This is a genomic window from Vitreimonas sp., assembly GCF_035627415.1.
Classification (GTDB): domain Bacteria; phylum Pseudomonadota; class Alphaproteobacteria; order Caulobacterales; family Aquidulcibacteraceae; genus Vitreimonas.
In genome coordinates this window covers 123,996-142,996 of record NZ_DASPLU010000007.1, presented here as the reverse complement: position 1 = coordinate 142,996, position 19,001 = coordinate 123,996, and the positions used below count along the sequence as shown (strand labels likewise).

Here is a 19,001-nt window from a genome sequence, read left to right as displayed (position 1 = left end):
TTCACTACAAGCGGTTGTCATTTGGTTTGGTCGAGCAAAGCAGGGCGCAAGCCGCGCATCGTATGCGAAAGGGATTGCAGAACCGCTGACGCCGCGCCGCGCGCGCCGGCGAGATCGAGCGCGAGGGCGGCGAGCGCATAGCTCGCCGCGCCGACCGCGACTTTGGCCGCGAGCCCAGCGTAATCGGGCGTCAGCCAGACCGCACCCGCCATCAGGGTTGTCGCTGCGAAGGCTCGCAGCAGCGCCTCGCGTGGGGCAGGCAGGGCGAAGAGGCCGCGGCCGACAACGGAGAGCAGCGCACAGCCCACGACCGCTCCGGCTGCCGCAGCCAAGGCCGCGCCGATGGCGCCATGCGCAGGCGTGAGCGCGTAGGTTGCGGTCAACTGAACCGCGCCCGGCGCCAGCATCAGCAGCGCCCGCAAGCCGGTCCGCTGCGTCAGCTGGAACGCTTCGGACCAATAATAGAGGGTGAAGCCCGAAAACAGGCCGGCGAGCGCAAGCCAAGGCAGCGCCTGCGCCGCTTCGGCGCGAACGCTTTCTCCGAGCATCAGCGCCGATAGCGGCTCCGCGACGAGCGCAAGCCCGACGCAAGCGGGCAGTGTGAGCGCAACCAGGATCGCGAATGCGGTGCGCGCCGCGGTCCGCGCGGTTTCGGCGTCGCGTTCGTAGGCTTGGAAGATCACGGGCGCGTAGGCGGCGCTGACGCCGATGAACAAAAGATCGAGCGGACGCGCCAAGCCGAACGCCGCCGCATAGGCGCCCAGCGACGCCTCGCCGGCCTGGGTCGCGACAATGATGCGCGCGCCGGCTTGCACGGCAAGGTCGACCACGAGCGCCAAGGCGAGCGGCCCGCCATAAGCGGCGTAGTGACGGCTGCGCGAGAATGTGGCGTAGCCGTCCTTGGCTTGCGCGTAGAGGCGCGGCGCGTCGAACAGCGCGACGATGGCGCCGCCCAAAGCCAAGCCGGCGAACGGCGCCGCTGCGCCAAGGTCGAACACGGTCAGGAATGCAAGGCCCGCGGCGAAGCCAAGCGCGAGATAGGCGATCTCGAGCCCCGCATAGCGCGTGAACGCGAGCGCGGCGCGGTCGCTTTCACGCCCGATCCGGGTGACGAACCGCAGCACCGACGCGCCCGCGGCGAAGGCGGCGAGCGTGTTGACCTCTGCGCCGAGACCGGCGCGCGTCAGCACAAGGCCCGTCGCCAGCATGGTTGCGAGGCCGAGCGCCAAAGCGATGGCGATCACGGTGGCGAAATGGTCCGCCAGTCGGCGGCCCGCTTGGGCAGTGGCGAAGAAGCGGAAGGCGGCGGCTTCAGCCCATGTGAACAACAGCGTGTGCGCCGCCAGCGACAGCGACAGCGCGAGCGCATAGCGGCCGAACTCCTCAGCGCTCATGAGCCGCGTGAACGCGGCCAACCCGCCGAAGCCGACCAGCGCCTGCACCAACTGGAGCGGCGCGAGTGTGAGCAGGCGGCCCGCGGTCATCGCGCCGCCTGGCGGTCGCCGAACAGCACCGGCGCGGTGCGCGCCAGGATTTGCAGATCGAGCCAGAGCGAGGCGCGCGAGACGTACTCGAGATCGAGCTTGAGGCGGCGGCGCACCGCCGGCGCCGTTTCGATCGGCCCGCGCGAGCCGTTGACTTGCGCCCAACCGGTGATGCCGGGCTTCACCCTGTGTCGGTGTGCGTACTCGGCGACAATATGTTCGAGGTCGCGCTCGGCGGCCTTCATGCCGATCGCATGCGGGCGCGGACCGACGAGGCTCATTTCGCCGCGCAGCACGTTGATGAGCTGCGGCAGTTCATCGAGGCTGGTGCGGCGCAGGAAGGCGCCGATGCGCGTCACGCGCGGATCGTTGGCGCGGACTTGGCGCAGCGGCGCGCCAGGCGCGTGCTTCATAGTGCGAAACTTCAGCACCGTGATGACGCGGTTGTTGAAGCCGTGGCGGCGCTGGCGGAACAGCACCGGGCCCTTGCTGTCGAGCTTCACCGCGACCGCGATTGTCAGCATCGGCAGCGCGAAGGCGATCAGCAGCAGCGCGCCGAGAACGAGGTCCTGCGCACGCTTGATCATTGCGCGGCGGGCGCTGTGCGGCCGGCCCGAGACGCAGGCGACGGCACCGCCGCCGAACCGTTCGACGCGGCCGCCGCGCACGCTCTGGGTGTCGTAGTCCAACAGCAGGTCGACGCGGTTCGGGATCGAGCGGAGCCGCTCGATCATCGCCCGCACACGCGCCTCGGCCTTCTGCGTTACGGTAATGACGATACGATCGACGTGCGGGAGACCCTCCCACGCAAGCAGATCGTCAAGGCTGCCGCCGACGGGGGCGGAAGCGAGCGCCTCCGGCGCGCGCGACAGACGATCGTCGACGATCGCGACGATGCGCGCTTCGCCGGTCTTGGCCGCGCGCGCGGCCAGGCGCTCGGCCGCGGGTGTCGCGCCGACCAGCACCAAGGTTTCCGAGAACACGCCCTTGCGATGCGCGGCGCCGATCCAGACCGCGAGCGCGCCATGCGCGAGCGCGAGCAGCATAGCGGTTGCTGGGATTATGGCTGCGAGCGCCGCCGCGCTGCGGGCGTCCGCGGCCAACAAGTTGGCGACGACAAGCCCGGTGATGGCGCCCAGCGCCAAGCCGCCGAGGCTGCGCTCGGGACGAATGCGGCGCGGCGTGACGCGGTAGGTTTCCGTCAGCCAGAGTCCGAACTTGAGGCTGAGCGCGCTCGCGACAAAGGCCAGCGCCTGGCCGAGCGGCAACTCGGCCAGCCCGAGGCCAGCGCCCCAGAGCGCCGCGGCTTGGGCGGCGAGCGCGATCACGACCCAGTCCACCGCCTGGATCAAACGGATCGCATAGCGCGGCTCGACATGAAGGCCGCGGCGGGCGAGTTCCGGAAAACAGCGCGAGGTGGCCGCGGATGCGTCGTTGGCCGGCGCAGCTTCGGGCGCCTCCGCGATGCGGTAGGGGGCGTCGGCGGCGGCGTCCCAGCCCGGCGCTGTCCATGCCAGCTGATCGATACGCAGTCCGAACAGGCAGAAGGAAGCAGCCAAATCCGCGAGCCGCCGGGCCTCGCGCGTCGAGGCGTCCACATCGTCCGTTTCCGGTTCAGCCTGCGGGGGGCAAGCGGCCGTCAGCTCCTCGGCGGCCTGCTCCAAATCGGCGCCAAGACGCTGCAACGCTGGCTGGGACATAGGTCAATTCGCCCTTGGGATGAGTTTCGTCCCCGGCGTTCGCGCAAACGCCGCGCCAGTTAACCATGTGGAGGCCTTGGTTTGGCGTCTTGCGGGGGGAGGGCGGCGCGGCTAAGCGTGGCCCCCTGCCGGAGACGTGGCCGAGTGGCTGAAGGCGGCGCCTTGCTAAGGCGTTGTACTCGAACAGGGTACCGAGGGTTCGAATCCCTCCGTCTCCGCCAGATTTACCACGCCAAGCTCTACCTAGAACCGTGAGCCGCGCGGCGCGCCTGTCAGCCGGCGGGGGGCTTTGGCGCCGCTGGTGCGCCTGCGGCTGGAGCGGATGTGCGCGCTCTCCGGCCAAATCCGATGCGGTAAGGAATGAGAACGACGCCGGCGAGGACGGAGAGAAGCGTCAGCCAGGCCGCAGCTACGATCAGCGGATGGTTGAAGTCCTCGTGGTTCCGCCAATCCATGATGTGCAGCGCCCAGAGCGTATCGTAAACGCGCCAGAGGTCCGAGCGCCGCGCGGTTACGGCGCCGGTGTTCTCGGCGACGTAGACAGAGAGGCCGCCCTCGTTGAAGTGCACGCGATAGGCGGGTAGCGCGCCCTTGTACTCGGGACTTGCTTCCGTGATCCGCGTGATCGATGAGGGCGCCGTCGCGAGTGAGACGTGTGCGCGTGCGATTGCGCTCGCCTCGTTGGCGCCAAGCGGCGATAAACGCCGCATCGTGCGCGCGTCGTAGAGCGCCGGCGGCGCATCTGCGAACTCCGCCAGTACGACTTGGCCGCCCGGGCGCTGTTCGACGATGAGCTTGGTCGGCAATTCGCCGTTCGGGCCGCGTAGCGCGCCCATTGCCGGAAGCAGCGCAGTGTCGATCGTTTGCGGCGCCGTCTCGCGGATCAAATGCTCGCTGCGGATCTGCTCGATCGGAAAGAGCGTGAAGAAGAGGCCGCTGCCGACCCAGAACACGATCTGGACGCCGACAAGCAGCGCGAGCCACTTATGCACGAACGACGCGATACGCGCGAGCTTCATCGATCCCCCCGCCTGGTTCTTACTCCATCGCGCACCGCCTTACACCTTCCCGCGAGCGTGCTGTTCGCGGCTGCACAATTTTCTTGGTGACAGCGCTCCGCGCACGCGCTAGAGAAACGTCGCGCCGATTTGATGCTCAGCTTGCGGGCGCGTTATAAATCCAGCTAAAGCGAAGGTTAAGTGGGGCTAAAGCCGCACCGCCTTTCCGCCCGCAAGCGATCCTCGACATCGACGCGAACTGTTCAACGCCGGAGTGGGCGATGAGTGTTTGCGAAACCGTGGGATCAACAAAGCCCGACGCCGAACTGGGCGCCCTCGCAGGGCTGGAACTCCAGCACGATCTCTATTTGACGCTGGGCGATTGGCGATCCTGGAGCGACATCTCCGGCCGTCTCGTCGTCGCCGGCGCCGAGCTGCAAAGCCTGCAGATTTCCCGTCAGAACGAGGCCTTTGCGGTGCGATGTCGGCTGAAGGGGCTCTCGTCTGAGGCGGCGCGCGGGCTCTCCGGCGGCTTGCTCGATCAAGGGCTCGCCAGTTGCTGCAGCGTCGAACACTTGATGCTTTCGCGCGCGGCGTTGGGGCATTCGCCATGAGCGCGCTTGCCCGCCGCAGCGTCACGCCGCTGGTGGAAGAGGATATTCGGGTTCCGATCCCTGCCGGGTTTCGGCTCCGCTCCGGAGATGGCCTTGCTGAGCGGCAGATCGAGATGCGTCTGCAAGGCGCGTCCGGCGCGCCGCTTGTCGCGGTGCTCGGCGGCATCTCCGCGGGACGACACGTCGCCGGGGAAGCCGGTTGGTGGCGCGAGATCGCGGCGCCGGCCGGTGCGATCGATCTCAACGCGTATGCCGTTCTCGGGCTCGACTTCGCGCCGTTGACCGACCAGCGCGTGCGCATCTCTCCGGCTGACCAAGCAGATCTTGTCGCCATCGCGCTCGATGCGCTCGGCGTGTCCCGGCTGCACGCTTTTGTCGGCGCGTCCTATGGCGGCATGGTTGGCCTGGCGTTTGCGGCTGCGCACCCCGCGCGCCTGGAGCGACTCTGCGTCCTATCCGCCGGCGAACGTCCGGCGGCGCTCGGCTGCGCCTGGCGCGGGGTCCAACGCCGGATCGTCGAGTACGCCTTGGCGCGCGGCGAGGGAGACCAAGGTCTCGCGCTCGCCCGGCAGCTCGCCATGACGACGTATCGCAGCGCCGAAGAGTTCGAGCAGCGGTTCGGCGGCGGCATCGATGCGAACGGGCGCAGCGCGGTCGACGCTTATCTCGAGGCCCGCGGCGAGGCGTATCCGCAAACCATGGCGCCGCGCCGCTGGCTTTCGCTCAGTGAGGCGATCGACAGGCACAGCATCGACCCCGCATCGGTGAGAACGCCGACCGTTCTCGTCGCCAGCGCGTCGGACCAGATCGTGCCGGTCGCGGCGATGCGCGCGCTCGCGACGCGCCTGCCCGCACTCGAAGCGTTCCACGTCATCCCCTCCATCTATGGCCACGACGCGTTCTTGAAGGAGACCGCGATCATCGGCCCGCTGATCTCCGAGGCTCTGAAGGTGAAATCCGATGTCCAAGCATGACGAAACCATTGCCTGCAGCGTCGGCATCAATTGCGATCCCGCCCAAGGCGCGGTCGTGCCGCCGCTCTATCTTTCGGCCAATTACAGCTTCGCCGGTTATGGCGAGAAGCGCGCGTTCGACTACAGCCGCAGCGGAAATCCGACGCGCGCGCTGCTGGCCGAAGCGATCGCCGAGTTGGAGCGGGGCGCCGGCGCCGTGATCACCAGCTCCGGCATGTCGGCTGTCGATCTCGTGTTGTCGCTACTGCCGGCCGGCGCGCTGGTGATCGCGCCGCACGATTGCTACGGCGGCACGTGGCGCTTGTTCGACGCGCGCGCGCGCAGAGGGTCGATCCGCGTGCGCTTCATCGATCAGAATGACGCCGACGCGGTCGGAAGCGCCCTCGCGGAGTCTCCTGCGCTTCTCTGGATCGAGACGCCGAGCAATCCGTTGATGCGCGTCGTCGACGTCGCGGGGCTCGCTAGCCGTACACATGCGGCCGGGGTCAGGGTGGCGGTGGACAACACCTTCCTGTCGCCGGCGCTGCAGAAGCCGATCGAACTCGGCGCCGACTTCGTCGTCCACTCGACCACCAAATATCTGAACGGCCACTCTGATGTCGTCGGCGGCGCCGTCGTCGCCAAACAAGGCGCTGACGCCGAGCAGCTGACCTGGTGGGCGAATTGCACCGGCGTGACCGGCGCGCCGTTCGACGCTTGGCTCACCTTGCGCGGTCTGCGCACGCTCAACGTGCGCATCGCCCAGCAATCCGCGTCCGCGGGCCGCTTGGCCCACTGGCTCGCGGCGCATTCACAAGTGCGGAAGGTCCATTACCCCGGTCTCGCCCATCATGCCGGCCATGACATTGCGCGGCGTCAGCAGCGGGGGTTCGGCGCGATGCTGAGCTTCGAGCTGGGCCAGGGCGACGCACGGAGCTTCCTCGCGGGCCTGCAGCGATTCACGCTGGCGGAGTCGCTCGGTGGTGTTGAAAGCCTGATCGCGCATCCGGCGAGCATGACGCACGCCTCGATGAGCGCCGAGGCCCGCGCCCAAGCGGGAATTGGGGACAATTTGTTCAGGCTCTCAATAGGGCTCGAGCACGCGGACGACCTGATCGCCGATCTCGATCACGCCCTCGCGAGCGCGCTCCGGCAGGCTGCCTGACCCCTCTCGACCGCACCTCGCAGGATTGCGACAAGCCGAGACCGAACCTGGTGGCGAAACGTCGCCGGCCTTCCTACTGTAATGAAGCTGTCAAAGGAGCCGTAGGGCACGTGGACTCAAACGACGTCATGCCGCCGTTCTTGAGCGTGCGCGTCTTCGAGGCGGCCGCGCGCTCCAGCAGTTTCGCGCGCGCAGCGGAAGAGCTTGGCATCACCGCCGGGGCGGTGAGTCAGCACATTCGCGTGCTCGAAGAATTCGCCGGCCAGCCGCTCTTCCGGCGGCTTGGCCGCGGCGTCGAGCTGACAGAAGCGGGTCAAGCTGCGTTCGCGCACGCCAGCGGCGCGATGGCTGAGATGCTGCAGGCCGGCCGGGCGATGCGCGCGAGCTGGCGGGGGCGGCGCATCTCGCTCTCGACCGCGCCCTCCTTCGCGTCGAAATGGCTGATCCCGCGCCTGAGCAAATTTCAGGAGCTGTTTCCGGAAATCGAGGTGCGCCTCTCGGCCGACATGGCGCTCGTGGATTTCTCCGGCAGCGACATCGATTTTGCCATCCGCTACGGGCCGGGCGGATACGAGGCGCTCCATTGCGAGCGGCTCATGTCGGAATCGGTCGTGGTGGTCGCGAGCCCGCAGCTCTTGGAGGGCCGCGCGCCCTTGCGTTCCGCGGCCGAACTCGCCGCGCTGCCGCTCATCCATGACGACGCGGCCGAGCGGGATCCGTCGTGCCCGACCTGGAGCATGTGGTTTGCCGCGCGTGGCGTGCGCCGCGAAGACGCCGAGCGCGGGCTCCGCTGCAACCAGTCCAGCCTTGCGCTCGAAGCCGCAGTCGCGGGCAAAGGGCTCGTGCTCGCAAAACGCCAGCTTGCGCTGCGCGACATCGCCAGCGGCGCGCTGGTGACGCCGCTCGAGGAAACCCACGCGCCGCTCGGCTTCGCCTATTGGCTGGTGTGGCCCCGCGGGCGGCGTTTCGAACCGGCGCAGAAAGCTTTTCTCGATTGGTTGCGCGAGCAGGCGATCGAGGATGATCCTGTCGCCGATCAAACCGCCTGACGCGCCCGCCTAAAGCAACAGTTTAGAGCCTCGACCTTCCTGGCGCGCGCACGCATCCCCAAAGTCAGTTCTCGCAAGGCCTGTTGGCCAGGAACCGTGGGGCGCGCCGCCAAGTGTATCGCTACGACGCCGTCGACCGCCTCATCGTCGAGGAACGCGTTGCGCAGTACCGCGATCAGGTCCGGCGATACTTAGCGGGCTTGCTCGACGAGGATGCGTTCAAGCCGCTGCGGCTGCAGAACGGGCTCTACATCCAGCGCTACGCGCCGATGTTGCGCGTCGCCATTCCGTACGGCGTGCTCTCATCAGAGCAGCTGCGCGCGATTGCAGCCATAGCCCGGCGCTATGACCGCGGCGTGGGGCATTTCACGACGCGCCAGAACATCCAGTTCAATTGGGTGAAGGTGGAGGAGACGCCGGACATTCTGGCTGAGCTCGCGCGCGTCAGCATGCATGCGATCCAAACCAGCGGCTCCTGCGTCCGCAACGTCACCACCGACGCATTCGCGGGGGTCGCGGCCGACGAGATCGTGGACCCGCGGCCCTATTGCGAGCTGATGCGGCAATGGTCGACGCTACATCCGGAGTTCGCGCACCTGCCGCGTAAGTTCAAAGTGGCCTTCAACGGCGCCAGGGAGGATCGCGCCGCAACCTCGGTGCACGACCTGGCCTTCGACCTTTATCGTGACGAAGTGGGCGAAGTGCGCATGATCGTAAAGGTCGGCGGCGGCCAAGGGCGCACACCGCGTCTTGCCGACGTGATCAAGCGCGATCTGCACTGGAGCGAGCTGCTGACCTACAGCGAAGCGGTGCTGCGCGCCTATAACCGCCTCGGCCGCCGCGACAACATCTTCAAGTCGCGGATCAAGATCCTGGTCGACGCGCTCGGCGCCGAGCAGTTCGCGGCGGAGGTCGACGAAGATTGGGCGTACCTGCGCAACGGACCGGGCACGCTCACGGAAGAGGCGCTGGCGCGCGTGCGCATGCATTTTGACGATCCCGTTTTCGACCATGCTGTCGAGGCCGCATCCGCGCGCTTTCCGGTGGACGCCCGCTTCCGCGAATGGACTCGGCGCAACATCACCGAGCACCGCGATCCCCGCTACGCCATTGTCACGATCAGCCTGAAACGAGCGGGCGTCGCGCCGGGCGACGTCACCGCCGACGAGATGGAGGTTATCGCGGGTCTGGCCGAGCGATACAGCGCCGCGGAACTGCGCGTCGCGCACACGCAAAATCTCGTGCTGCCCTACGTGCGGCGCTTCCAGCTCCACGCGCTTTGGCTGGAGCTTGATCGCATCGGACTCGCCCGCGCCAACATCGGCCTGGCCTCGGACATCATTTCCTGCCCGGGCGGCGATTTTTGCTCGCTGGCCAACGCGAAGTCCATTCCGCTCTCCGCCGCAATCGCCGCGCAACTGGCGCCAATTGAAGCCGAGTTGGGGCCGATCGCCATCAAGGTGTCCGGCTGCATCAACGCCTGCGGCCATCACCACGTCGGCCACATCGGCGTGCTCGGCGTGGAGAAGGGTGGCGAGGACTGGTACCAGATCCTTCTCGGCGGCAAACCCGAGGCGGGCGGCGCGCTCGGCGTGCTGATCGGTAAGGCGGTGCGGGCGGAGCAGGCGCCGCAGATCATCGAGCGGCTCGCGCGCCATTACCTGAGTGTGCGCCTACCGGGCGAGCTCTTTATCGGCGCGGTCGAACGTCTCGGCGCCGAGGCGTTCCGCCGCGCGCTCGAAACCGAAGAGAGTGTCGCCGCATGAGCGTCCTTGTCGAACTGGACCCGCGCGGCGTGACGATCAAGGGCGAGGCGGCGCCGCGTGCGGCCGCGCCGGTGTCGCCCGCCAATGATGGTCACGGGGACGTGCGCAAGAAGATCGTGCCTGTCGTCAAAGCCCCTGCTGGACCCTCCGTGATCGCCTGGGAAGGCGGCGAGTATGCGTTGATGCCGGACTGGCGCGGCGAAAGCGCGTTGCTGCTGCAACCTGCGGACGACCCGCGCGCGCTGGCCGGACGCATCGACGCCGCCGCGCTGGTCGCGGTCGACTTCCCGCGCATCGGCGACGGCCGCGGCTATTCGCAAGCTGTGCTTCTGCGCCGGCGGCTCAATTATCGCGGCCGCCTGCGGGCGGTTGGCGCCGTGACGGCGGACCAGATCGGCGCTATGGCGCGCGTCGGCTTCGACTCGTTCGAATTGCGCGAGGACCAGGATCCGCAGACGGCGGTCGCCGCCCTGAGCGCCATTACTGTTCCCTACCAGAATGACGCCAGCGGTGCGGGCGCCCTGAGCGCCCAGAGCGAAGCAAACCTTCGCGCCCGAGTTAAGTTGCTCGAACGCGAACTGGGGGTGATCGCCGCAGAGCATGAACGGCCGGCGCTCGCGTCGAGCCTCTCGGCTGAAGATATGGTGATCACTGATGTTATCGCGCGGCTGCGGCTGCCGGTCGATGTGTTCACGCTGGATACGGGCCGCTTGCATGAGGAGACCGTCCCTCTGATCGCGAGGACCGAGCAACGCTACGGGATTGCGATCGAAGTGCATCGTCCGGACGAAGCGGCGGTCGCCGAGTATGTCGCCGCGCATGGGGCGAACGGCTTCTACGAAGGCGTCGCGCAGCGCAAACTCTGCTGCGCGATCCGCAAGGTGGCGCCGCTGGCGCGCGCCCTCGAAGGGCGCGATGCATGGATCACCGGCCAGCGTCGTGAGCAGGGCGTGACGCGCGCCGCATTGCCGGAGCGCGAGCACGACGGCGTTCACAACGCCGCCAAGTACAATCCTCTCGCGGCCTGGAGTTGGGACGACGTCAAGGCCTACGCCGAGCGCTTCGATGTGCCGATGAGCCCGCTCTACGCGCGCGGTTACGTATCGATTGGATGTGAACCGTGCACGAAGGCGATCCGGCCGGGCGAAGACCCGCGGTCGGGACGCTGGTGGTGGGAATCTCAGGACAGCAAAGAATGCGGCTTGCATACAAACTCGACGACGCAATGAGCAGTGCGGAAGGAGCGGCGCCGCGGCCGGCGCCTACGCGGCTCGATCGTCTTGAGTCCGAGGCCGTCTATATTCTGCGCGAGGCGGCCGCGTTCGTGCGGCCGGCGCTGCTGTTTTCGGGCGGCAAGGATTCCGCGGTGCTGCTGCATCTGGCGCTGAAGGCGTTCGCGCCGCAGAAGCCGGGCTTCAAGTTGCTGCACATCGATACGGGGCACAACTTTCCCGAAGTGATCGCCTATCGCGATCAGCGCGCGCGCCAGACCGGTCTCGATCTCATCGTGCGCGAGGTGGAGGAATCGATCCGTCGCGGCAGCGTGCGTGTCGAGAGCGAGACGGCGAGCCGGAATGCCGCACAGGCGGTCACCCTGGTGGAAGCGCAGCAGGAGTTCGAGTTCGACGCGCTGATCGGCGGCGCCCGCCGCGACGAGGAAAAGGCGCGCGCCAAGGAGCGCGTGTTCTCTCATCGCGACGCCTTCGGGGCCTGGCGGCCGCGCGCGCAGCGGCCCGAACTGTGGAGCCTGTTCAATCGACGGCTCGGCGCCGGCGAACACATGCGCGTCTTCCCGCTATCGAATTGGACCGAAGCAGACGTCTGGGCCTACATCGCGCGTGAGCGGATCGAGCTCCCGCGCCTCTATTATGCGCACGAGCGCGCAGTCGTCCGCCGCGCCGGGCTGCTGTTCCCCGTCACGGCGCTGACTCCGGCGGGTGAGAACGAGACGATCGAAAGTCTTACCGTTCGCTTTCGCACCGTCGGCGACATCACCTGCACCTGCCCGGTCGAAAGTACGGCTGAAGGCGCTGAGGAGGTTCTGCGCGAGACGCTCACCGCTTCCGTTTCCGAGCGCGGCGCGACCCGGATCGATGACCGGGCCAACGCCGCGGCGATGGAGCGGCGCAAGTTGGAAGGATATTTCTGATGGACGCCGCGGGCCTCTCTTCAGCCGTGATCGCAGCGCCGGGCGCTCAAATCCGTTTCATGACGGCCGGAAGCGTCGACGACGGAAAGTCGACTCTGATCGGCAGGCTGTTGCTCGATAGCGGCGCCCTGATGCGGGACCAGGTCGACACTCTGGGCGCGGAGGATCTCGCGAACTTGACGGATGGGCTCGAGGCCGAACGCGCTCAGGGCATTACCATCGACGTGGCGTATCGCTATTTCGCGACGCCGCAGACGAGTTTCGTCATCGCCGATGCGCCGGGCCACGAGCAGTACACGCGCAACATGGTGACGGCGGCGAGCAATTCGGACCTCGCCGTGCTGGTGATCGATGCAACACGTGTCGTCGATGGCGTGCTGCGTCCGCAGACGAGACGGCATGCCACGATTGCCGCCCTGATGGGGCTCGACCTGATCGTGGCGGTGAACAAGATGGATGCGCTCGGCTGGTCGCAGGAGCGCTTCGAGGACGTGCGTGCGGCGGTGGACGATCTCGCCGGCGGCCTGGGTCTGCGCAATGTGCGCTGCATTCCGATATCCGCCCAGCGCGGCGACAACGTCGTGCGCCGCGGCGGTGCGGACTGGTGGGCCGGACCGACCTTGATCGAGCTGATCAAGCGCAGCCATGGCGCACGCGACTTCTCGAACGATCGGTTGCGGATGCCTATTCAGACTTTGCTGAGGGATGGGGCAAAGCGCCTGTACGCTGGCCGAATGGAATCGGGCGTCGTTCGTCCCGGCGACACGGTTGCGGTCGGAGCGGCGAAGACGCTTGCCGCGGTGGCGCGGGTCTGCGTCGCCGGACGCCCGGCGCCGATGGGCGTTGCGGGCGACTCGATCGCGATCGAACTGACGGAGGAGCGCGACGCCGCGCGCGGCGACGTCATCGCCGACGTCGGCGTGCGCTACGTCCGCAGCGTCACGGCGGATCTGTGCTGGCTGGACGAGGACGCCTGGGTCAAAGGGCGCCGTTACCAGTTCCGCCAGGGCGCGCTGGAGACGCAAGCTCTAATCGAGGACGTTCATTTCGTGCGTGATGTCGCCGACCTTTCGGAGCGGCCGGCCCCGGCGAGTTTGCGCCTCAACGACATTGCCAGCGTGCGCATCAGCACGCGCGATCCTATCTTGGCCGATCTCTATCGAGGCGGCGGTGGGCCAGGCGCGTTCGTCCTGTTCGATCCGCAAACCAATCAGACATGCGCGGCCGGCATGATCCGGGAAGCGCTATGACGGGGACGGTCTATCTTGTCGGCGCTGGGCCTGGAGCGGCGGACCTGCTCACGCTGCGCGCGGCGCGGTTGCTCTCCGAGGCGGACGTGGTTCTACACGACGCCTTGGTCGGCGCCGAGATTCTCGCGTTGGCGCCGCAGGCGCGGATCTACAACGTCGGTAAGCGCGCCAACCGGCCCTCGGTCGATCAACGTTTGATCTGCCGGCTGCTGGTGCGGTTGGCTGAACGCCATCGCGTGGTCGTCCGCTTGAAGGGCGGCGATCCCAACCTGTTCGGCCGCGCCAGCGAAGAAGTCGCCGCGTGCCGAGTGGCTGGCGTGCCTGTCGTCACCGTGCCCGGTGTGAGTGCAGGATTTGCGGCGGCGGCGTCTGTTGGAACGTCCCTGACCTCGCGCGGCGTCTCGCGGTCGGTCGCGTTCGTCACGCCTAGTGTGGGTCACGGCGACGCCAGGAATGCGCACTGGGCGGAGGCTGCGGCCGCAGCCGAGACAGCCGTGATCTACATGGGCGCCATCCATGCAGAGTACGTCGTGGAAGAGCTGCTTGCCTCGGGCGTTCAACGGCGGCGTCCGGTCGCGGTGGTCGAGAGCGCATCGACGGCGAACGAGCGCGTGCTTCGCGGCGTGTTGTGCGACTTGCCTGAGCTGGTCGCGGAACTTGGCGACGGCCCAGCCGTCATCATCGTTGGTGAGGTGGCCGCATTGGCGGACGCCCTGCCGCTCGCCGCGGTGAGCGCCGCATGATCCCTGTTTTCATCGATCCTGCCGCAACGCGTATCGCCCTGATCGGCCGCGCAACGCTGGCTGCGCGGCGTTTGAACTGGCTGAAGCAGGCTGGCGCGGCGCCGGATGTCTGGTCCGATGCGCCGGATGCGGGCCTCGAAAACGCTGCCGGTGATCGGCTCGAACGACGCCTCCCGAGCGCACAGGAGCTGATGCGCTATCACGCCGTCTGGATTGCCGATTTGCCGCGCGAGTTCGCCGCGCCTCTGGCGGAAGCCGCACGTACGGCGGCCGTGCTCGTGAACGTCGAGGACGTGACTGATCTCTGCGATTTCCATACGCCGGCCGTGGTTCGTCGCGGCAGGCTAACGCTTGCGGTGGGCACAGGCGGCGCGAGCCCCGCCGCCGCACGCGCCGCGCGGGAGCGGCTGGAGGCGGCTTTCCCGGTCGCATGGGCCGAGGCGCTCGACGAGATCGCCGACGCGCGTGTGGCGTTGCGGCGTCTGGGCGCGCCCGCCGAGACGCTGATCGCCGATGCCGGGGCGCGTCTCGCCCGCCATGGCCTGACATGAGCGCTCCGATGGCGCTGGCGGCTCGCTCTATGGCGATTTCGTGGTTACTGCGCGGCCGGGGCGGCCAATCCACTGCGCCTGCTTCGTCGTGTCGCTGGCGATTTGCGAATCCCGCTGGCTATAGAGCCGGCACGAATTCCTTGGCGCCCCCGCGCCGCTTCCCCGGTTGAGTTGATGAGCGAGCAAGCTTCTCTGACGCGTCCTGCCGTGCCTGCAAACCTCTACGGCGCGCGGGTGCACAGCGTGACGCATTATACCGACAAGCTGTTCGCCTTCACCTGCGAGCGGCCGGCGGGATTGCGGTTTCGCTCCGGCGAGTTCGTAATGATCGGGCTCATGGTCGGCGAGAAGCCGTTGCTGCGCGCGTACTCGATCGCGAGCCCCGCCTGGGACGATCTCCTCGCCTTCTACTCGATCAAGGCGCCGGACGGGCCGCTGACCAGCCGGCTGCAGAACATCCAGCCGGGCGACGAGATCCTGATCGGCCGCAAGCCCACCGGCACGCTGGTGCTTGACGCGCTGCTGCCCGGCAGGCGCCTGTTCTTGCTGTCGACCGGCACCGGCATCGCGCCGTTCGCGAGCCTCATCCGCGAACCTGAGACTTACGAACGCTACGACGAGGTGATCCTCACGCATACCTGCCGCACCGATCGCGAACTCGATTACGGGCGCGAAGTGGTCGTTGCGGCGCTGGCCGATCCGCTGGTCGGTGAGGAGGCGCGCCCCAAGCTGCGTCACGTCACGACGCTGACACGCGAACCGCACCCGCTCAGCGGCCGCATCACCACGCTGATCGACAGCGGCGAGCTTTTCCATTCGCTGGGGGTACCGGCGTTCGACACTGACCATGACCGCGTCATGATCTGCGGCTCCGTGCCGATGCTGAACGATGTCAAGGCGCTGGCCTTGCGGGCAGGTTTCGTCGAGGGCGCCAACAGCGAACCGGGCAGCTTCGTCATCGAGCGCGCGTTCGCGTCCTGAGCCGGTCAGGCGCTGCGCAATAAGCGTTGCACCTCCATCGGCGGCGCCGGCGATTCGAGTTGATCGAACGTGCACTGGCTCGGCTTCTTGTCCGGCCGCCAGCGCAAGACGCTGACGCCGTGCCGGAAGCGGTTGTCGGTGACGTGGTCGTATCGCACCTCAACGACGAGCTTGGGCGCGAGCGGCGTCCATTCGGTGCTGCGCTCGGTGCTCCAGCGGCTCGGGCTGCCCGGCGCGCGGCCGGTGAAGCCTGCGCCGCCAGCAATTGCCTCCAGCCGCTTGGTCAAGGGCGCGCGATCGGCGTTCGCGATCGCCGAGCTGAAGCCGACATGATGGAGGAGACCATCGTCGTCATAGAGGCCAAGCAACAACGAGCCCACGAGCCTGCTGCCGCTCGCATATCGGAAACCGCCGACGACGCAGTCCGCTGTGCGCAGCCGCTTCACTTTCAGCATGGCGCGTTCGCCTTGGATGTAGGCGCCGTCCAAGCGCTTGGCGATCACGCCGTCAAGGGCGCGGCCGGTGCGCTTCAGCCAGGTGCGGGCGACTCTTAAATCGCGCGTGTAAGGTGAAAGACGGATGCCGGACGTGTCGCGGTAGAGCTTTTCCAGCGCCGCCCGCCGCTCGATCAGTGGCTTGTCGAGAAGGGTCCGGCGTGCGTCGGCGAGGCAATCGAACAGCAGGAGCTGGGCCGGCTGCGCCGCCGCCAGCTTTGCGACGCGGCTGGCGGCTGGATGCAACCGCAGCTGCAGCGCCTCGAACGAGAAACCGCCCTCGGCGGCGATGACGAGTTCGCCGTCGACGACGAAACTTTTGCCTGGCATCGCCCGCACGCGCTCGACCACATCCGGAAAGTAGCGCGCCAGCGGCTTGCCCGATTTGGCGCGCAGATCCACGTCCTTGCCTGACTTGAACGCGAGGCAGCGGAAGCCATCCCATTTCGGCTCGAATTGCCAGCCAGGATCGGTGGGCAGCTCCTCCGTCAGCCGCGCCTCCATCGGCGCGGTGTCAAGCGGCAGTGGGAAGCCCGCCATCAGCGCCCGCGCTTGGCGAGCAGTCTCTTCGCCGCCGCCAGGAACGGCCGCTCGGCCTCGCAATAGTCCTCCCATGCTGTGCTCTTTTTCAGCAGCGTGGGCGCAGTCCGCAGCGTGTAGCGCATCGGATCGAGGCCGCTGCGCACCTGCGCCCACGTCAACGGCATCGAAACGGGTGCGCCCGGCCGGGCGCGCGGCGAGAGCGGGGCGGCAGCGGTCGCCATGCGGTCGTTGCGCAAATAGTCTAGGAAGATTTTGCCTACGCGTTTCTGCTTCGACATGTTGATCAGGTATTTGTCGGGCGTGTCCGCCGCCATCTGTCGGCAGACTTCGAGCGCGAAAGCCTTGGCTTCGGGCCAGGTGAGATCTCGCGAACGCGACAGCTTGAACGGCGTGACCACGTGGAGGCCCTTGCCGCCGGTGGTTTTGCAGAAGCTTTCGAGGCCGAGCACCGAAAGTCGTTCGCGCATCTCCTTCGCTGCGGTGACGACATCATCGAACGGCACATCGTCCGCTGGATCGAGGTCGAACACGATACGTCCAGGCGTCTCCGGCTTGCCGGGCTGGCAATTCCACGGGTGCATCTCCACCACCGCGATCTGCGCCGCGGAAACGAGCGCTTCCACGGTGTCGAACTGCACATAAGGCTCGGCGACGCCGGCGATTTTCACGCGCGTGATCAGTTCAGACGCCCCGCGCATCGGATGACGCTGGAAGAAGCGCTCGCCCTCGATGCCGTTGGGCGCTCGGATGATCGAGCAGGGCCGCCCCTCGACGTGCGGCAGCATCCAGCGGCAGACAGACTCGTAATACGCCGCCAAGTCCGCCTTCGTCACGGGCGGCGAGGCGCCTTGCGCCGGCCAGAGCGGTTTGTCGGCTTTCGAGATGGCGACGCCGCGAATTTCCGCTGTCGCCACCGCTGCCTTCGCGCGGCCCACGCGCGGCTTCACCGTGCGCTTCGGCGCGGGGTTGGCCTGTGCGGCCTCTCCGCGGTTGGAGCGCCAGACAGCGTCCGCCTTGCCGCTGGCCCGCAGCATGAACGGCTTCGGCTTCTTGCCCTTGCCGGCGGCGATCTGATCCATCGCCCGCCCGGACGCGACGGAGCGGGCGTCTTCCTCCGGACCACCGTCCGTTTCAACCGCATAGGCGTCGCGATGTTTGATCAGCAGCCAGTTGTCGCGCTTCTCGCCCTCACGGCGTTTCATCTTCACCAGTACGAACGAACCCTGCAGCTTCTCGCCGCTCAGCACGAACTTGAGCTCTCCCTTGGCGAGCGCCTTGCTCGGATCGTTGTCCTGCGGCGCCCAGTAGCCGCGGTCCCAGAGCAGGACCGTGCCGCCGCCGTACTCGCCTTTGGGAATCGTGCCTTCGAAATCACCATAATCCAGCGGATGGTCCTCGGTCTGCACCGCAAGGCGCTTGTCCTTCGGATTGAGCGAGGGGCCCTTGGTGACGGCCCATGACTTGAACACGCCGTCCAACTCGAGCCGAAGGTCGTAATGCAGCCGCGTCGCGGCGTGCTTCTGGACCACGTAGCGCAGGTGCGCCGCCGGCAGGACCTCGCGTTCGCCGCTCGGTTCAGCCGTCAGGCGGAAGTCCCGCATTGAGCGGTACTTCACGAGCTTCGCATCCGCCGGGCTGGTTTTCTTCTTGGCGGCCATGCGTCACTTCTTCGCCGTCCTGCGTGGGGCGCGCCGGCGCGACGCGGCTGCCGCGCGCTTCTTCGTCGGCGCCTTCTTGGCGGCGGCGCGTTTCTTCAGGCTCGCCTGCAGCACCGCCATCAGATCGACGACGTTGCTCTCTTCCTCGCGCTCGGGCTCTTCGGCCTCGACGACAGCTTGACCCTTGCGCTTGCGCGCGATCAAGTCGCGGAGAGCGTCTTCATATCGGTCCTTGAAGGTCGCCGGATTAAACGCCGCCTCCTTCTGCGCCATGATCTTCGCGGCGACGTCGACCATCTCCTTATCGGTGCGGACCGAAGGCACGTCGGAGAAGAACTGCTTCATGTCGCGCACTTCGTCGTGGCTGCGAAGGGTCGTGGCGATGATGCCCTTGCCGCGCGGCTCCAGCGCCACCAACCGTTCGCGCTGCGACAGCACGAGACGCCCGAGCGCCACTTGCTCGGCCCGCTCCATCGCGGCGCGGATGACGGCGAAGGGCTCGGCCGCCAGCTTGCCATCGGGCACGAGATAATAGGGGCCCAGTAGAGCCGATCGATCTCCTCTGCGGGCACGAACTTGTCGATGTCGATCGTCTTGGTGCTTTCGAGGCGGACCGAGTTGATCTCTTCGTTCGTCAGCGTGACGTACTTTCCTTTGGCGAACTCAAAGCCCTTGAGCAGGTCCTTGCGGTCGAGGATCTCGTCGGTCGTCGCGTCGATCGTCACCATCCTGACGCGGTGCTTGGTGTCCGGATTGATCAGGTGGAAGTGCACGTCTCCGGCGGGAGAGATCGCGTTGTAGAGCGCGACCGGACACGTGACGAGCGAGAGCTTCAAATGTCCGCGCCAGGAAGGACGGGCTGCCATGAAGTGGCAACGTTGCGTGGCGGCTAAAGTTGCGGCG

The 19,001-nt window shown here is 67.4% G+C and carries 17 protein-coding genes, 1 tRNA gene and 1 pseudogene; 12 read left to right on the top strand and 7 right to left on the bottom strand.

Going from position 1 to position 19,001, the window contains the following annotated elements; translation table 11 throughout:
• Positions 1-17: 17 nt before the first annotated feature.
• Complete coding sequence (locus VEA80_RS05380) at positions 18-1,484, bottom strand: lipopolysaccharide biosynthesis protein (RefSeq protein WP_325059673.1); 1,467 nt, start codon at positions 1,482-1,484, stop codon at positions 18-20.
• A complete protein-coding gene (locus VEA80_RS05375; protein WP_325059672.1) occupies positions 1,481-3,184 on the bottom strand; it encodes an exopolysaccharide biosynthesis polyprenyl glycosylphosphotransferase in 1,704 nt (567 codons plus the stop codon). The genes VEA80_RS05380 and VEA80_RS05375 overlap by 4 nt, the downstream gene beginning before the upstream one ends.
• Positions 3,185-3,314: 130 nt before the next feature.
• Between VEA80_RS05375 and VEA80_RS05370 the strand changes: the two genes are divergently transcribed.
• Positions 3,315-3,405: transfer RNA gene (locus tag VEA80_RS05370), tRNA-Ser, on the top strand.
• Positions 3,406-3,456: 51 nt separating this feature from the next.
• On the opposite strand, the gene VEA80_RS05365 is transcribed toward VEA80_RS05370, so the two are convergent.
• Positions 3,457-4,203 (bottom strand): PepSY domain-containing protein, encoded by a 747-nt coding sequence (locus VEA80_RS05365; RefSeq protein ID WP_325059671.1) that lies wholly within the window; start codon positions 4,201-4,203, stop codon positions 3,457-3,459.
• Positions 4,204-4,463: 260 nt separating this feature from the next.
• Between VEA80_RS05365 and VEA80_RS05360 the strand changes: the two genes are divergently transcribed.
• From VEA80_RS05360 to VEA80_RS05310, 11 genes are all read left to right on the top strand, one after another.
• Entirely contained in the window at positions 4,464-4,796 is a 333-nt protein-coding gene (locus VEA80_RS05360; protein WP_325059670.1) for a hypothetical protein, read from the top strand.
• Positions 4,793-5,770 carry a homoserine O-succinyltransferase MetX gene (gene metX / locus VEA80_RS05355; protein ID WP_325059669.1) on the top strand — a complete coding sequence of 326 codons (978 nt, stop codon included), beginning with the start codon at positions 4,793-4,795 and terminating at the stop codon, positions 5,768-5,770. Before VEA80_RS05360 ends, metX begins: the two co-directional genes overlap by 4 nt.
• On the top strand, positions 5,757-6,914 hold the full coding sequence (metB, locus tag VEA80_RS05350; protein WP_325059668.1) for a cystathionine gamma-synthase: 1,158 nt from the start codon (positions 5,757-5,759) through the stop codon (positions 6,912-6,914). The genes metX and metB overlap by 14 nt, the downstream gene beginning before the upstream one ends.
• Positions 6,915-7,024: 110 nt before the next feature.
• Positions 7,025-7,963 carry a LysR substrate-binding domain-containing protein gene (locus tag VEA80_RS05345; protein WP_325059667.1) on the top strand — a complete coding sequence of 313 codons (939 nt, stop codon included), beginning with the start codon at positions 7,025-7,027 and terminating at the stop codon, positions 7,961-7,963.
• 113 nt (positions 7,964-8,076) lie between these two features.
• A complete protein-coding gene (locus VEA80_RS05340) occupies positions 8,077-9,729 on the top strand; it encodes a nitrite/sulfite reductase (protein ID WP_325059666.1) in 1,653 nt (550 codons plus the stop codon).
• Positions 9,726-10,958, top strand: a complete 1,233-nt coding sequence (locus VEA80_RS20540; RefSeq protein WP_325059665.1) for a phosphoadenylyl-sulfate reductase — start codon at positions 9,726-9,728, stop codon at positions 10,956-10,958. Before VEA80_RS05340 ends, VEA80_RS20540 begins: the two co-directional genes overlap by 4 nt.
• Positions 10,955-11,878 (top strand): sulfate adenylyltransferase subunit CysD, encoded by a 924-nt coding sequence (cysD, locus tag VEA80_RS05330; protein WP_325059664.1) that lies wholly within the window; start codon positions 10,955-10,957, stop codon positions 11,876-11,878. Before VEA80_RS20540 ends, cysD begins: the two co-directional genes overlap by 4 nt.
• The gene (locus VEA80_RS05325; protein WP_325059663.1) at positions 11,878-13,128 is read left to right on the top strand and encodes a sulfate adenylyltransferase subunit 1; all 1,251 of its coding nucleotides are present in this window, start codon (positions 11,878-11,880) and stop codon (positions 13,126-13,128) included. Before cysD ends, VEA80_RS05325 begins: the two co-directional genes overlap by 1 nt.
• Positions 13,125-13,871 (top strand): uroporphyrinogen-III C-methyltransferase, encoded by a 747-nt coding sequence (gene cobA, locus VEA80_RS05320; protein WP_325059662.1) that lies wholly within the window; start codon positions 13,125-13,127, stop codon positions 13,869-13,871. Before VEA80_RS05325 ends, cobA begins: the two co-directional genes overlap by 4 nt.
• Positions 13,868-14,422, top strand: coding sequence for a precorrin-2 dehydrogenase/sirohydrochlorin ferrochelatase family protein (locus tag VEA80_RS05315; RefSeq protein ID WP_325059661.1), 555 nt, complete (start codon positions 13,868-13,870; stop codon positions 14,420-14,422). The genes cobA and VEA80_RS05315 overlap by 4 nt, the downstream gene beginning before the upstream one ends.
• Positions 14,423-14,596: 174 nt before the next feature.
• The gene (locus tag VEA80_RS05310) at positions 14,597-15,403 is read left to right on the top strand and encodes a ferredoxin--NADP reductase (protein WP_325059660.1); all 807 of its coding nucleotides are present in this window, start codon (positions 14,597-14,599) and stop codon (positions 15,401-15,403) included.
• Between the two features lie 5 nt (positions 15,404-15,408).
• Here VEA80_RS05310 and VEA80_RS05305 read toward each other — a convergent pair whose 3' ends face one another.
• The 4 genes and pseudogenes from VEA80_RS05305 to VEA80_RS05290 all read right to left on the bottom strand — a co-directional run.
• Positions 15,409-16,437 carry an ATP-dependent DNA ligase gene (locus VEA80_RS05305; RefSeq protein WP_325059659.1) on the bottom strand — a complete coding sequence of 343 codons (1,029 nt, stop codon included), beginning with the start codon at positions 16,435-16,437 and terminating at the stop codon, positions 15,409-15,411.
• Positions 16,437-18,098 carry a non-homologous end-joining DNA ligase gene (gene ligD / locus VEA80_RS05300; protein WP_325059658.1) on the bottom strand — a complete coding sequence of 554 codons (1,662 nt, stop codon included), beginning with the start codon at positions 18,096-18,098 and terminating at the stop codon, positions 16,437-16,439. Before ligD ends, VEA80_RS05305 begins: the two co-directional genes overlap by 1 nt.
• 3 nt (positions 18,099-18,101) lie before the next feature.
• Positions 18,102-18,443, bottom strand: a complete 342-nt coding sequence (locus VEA80_RS05295) for a hypothetical protein (protein WP_325059657.1) — start codon at positions 18,441-18,443, stop codon at positions 18,102-18,104.
• Between the two features lie 6 nt (positions 18,444-18,449).
• A pseudogene (locus VEA80_RS05290) lies at positions 18,450-18,964 on the bottom strand (Ku protein); the annotation flags it as partial.
• Between the last annotated feature and the right edge of the window lie 37 nt (positions 18,965-19,001).

Coding starts and splice junctions, on each gene's coding strand:
- VEA80_RS05380 (WP_325059673.1), bottom strand. CDS start 1,484: ATGACCGCGGGCCGCCTGCTCACACTCGCGCCGCTCCAGTTGGTGCAG.
- VEA80_RS05375 (WP_325059672.1), bottom strand. CDS start 3,184: ATGTCCCAGCCAGCGTTGCAGCGTCTTGGCGCCGATTTGGAGCAGGCC.
- VEA80_RS05365 (WP_325059671.1), bottom strand. CDS start 4,203: ATGAAGCTCGCGCGTATCGCGTCGTTCGTGCATAAGTGGCTCGCGCTG.
- VEA80_RS05360 (WP_325059670.1), top strand. CDS start 4,464: ATGAGTGTTTGCGAAACCGTGGGATCAACAAAGCCCGACGCCGAACTG.
- metX (WP_325059669.1), top strand. CDS start 4,793: ATGAGCGCGCTTGCCCGCCGCAGCGTCACGCCGCTGGTGGAAGAGGAT.
- metB (WP_325059668.1), top strand. CDS start 5,757: ATGTCCAAGCATGACGAAACCATTGCCTGCAGCGTCGGCATCAATTGC.
- VEA80_RS20540 (WP_325059665.1), top strand. CDS start 9,726: ATGAGCGTCCTTGTCGAACTGGACCCGCGCGGCGTGACGATCAAGGGC.
- cysD (WP_325059664.1), top strand. CDS start 10,955: ATGAGCAGTGCGGAAGGAGCGGCGCCGCGGCCGGCGCCTACGCGGCTC.
- VEA80_RS05325 (WP_325059663.1), top strand. CDS start 11,878: ATGGACGCCGCGGGCCTCTCTTCAGCCGTGATCGCAGCGCCGGGCGCT.
- cobA (WP_325059662.1), top strand. CDS start 13,125: ATGACGGGGACGGTCTATCTTGTCGGCGCTGGGCCTGGAGCGGCGGAC.
- VEA80_RS05315 (WP_325059661.1), top strand. CDS start 13,868: ATGATCCCTGTTTTCATCGATCCTGCCGCAACGCGTATCGCCCTGATC.
- VEA80_RS05310 (WP_325059660.1), top strand. CDS start 14,597: ATGAGCGAGCAAGCTTCTCTGACGCGTCCTGCCGTGCCTGCAAACCTC.
- VEA80_RS05305 (WP_325059659.1), bottom strand. CDS start 16,437: ATGGCGGGCTTCCCACTGCCGCTTGACACCGCGCCGATGGAGGCGCGG.
- ligD (WP_325059658.1), bottom strand. CDS start 18,098: ATGGCCGCCAAGAAGAAAACCAGCCCGGCGGATGCGAAGCTCGTGAAG.
- VEA80_RS05295 (WP_325059657.1), bottom strand. CDS start 18,443: ATGAAGCAGTTCTTCTCCGACGTGCCTTCGGTCCGCACCGATAAGGAG.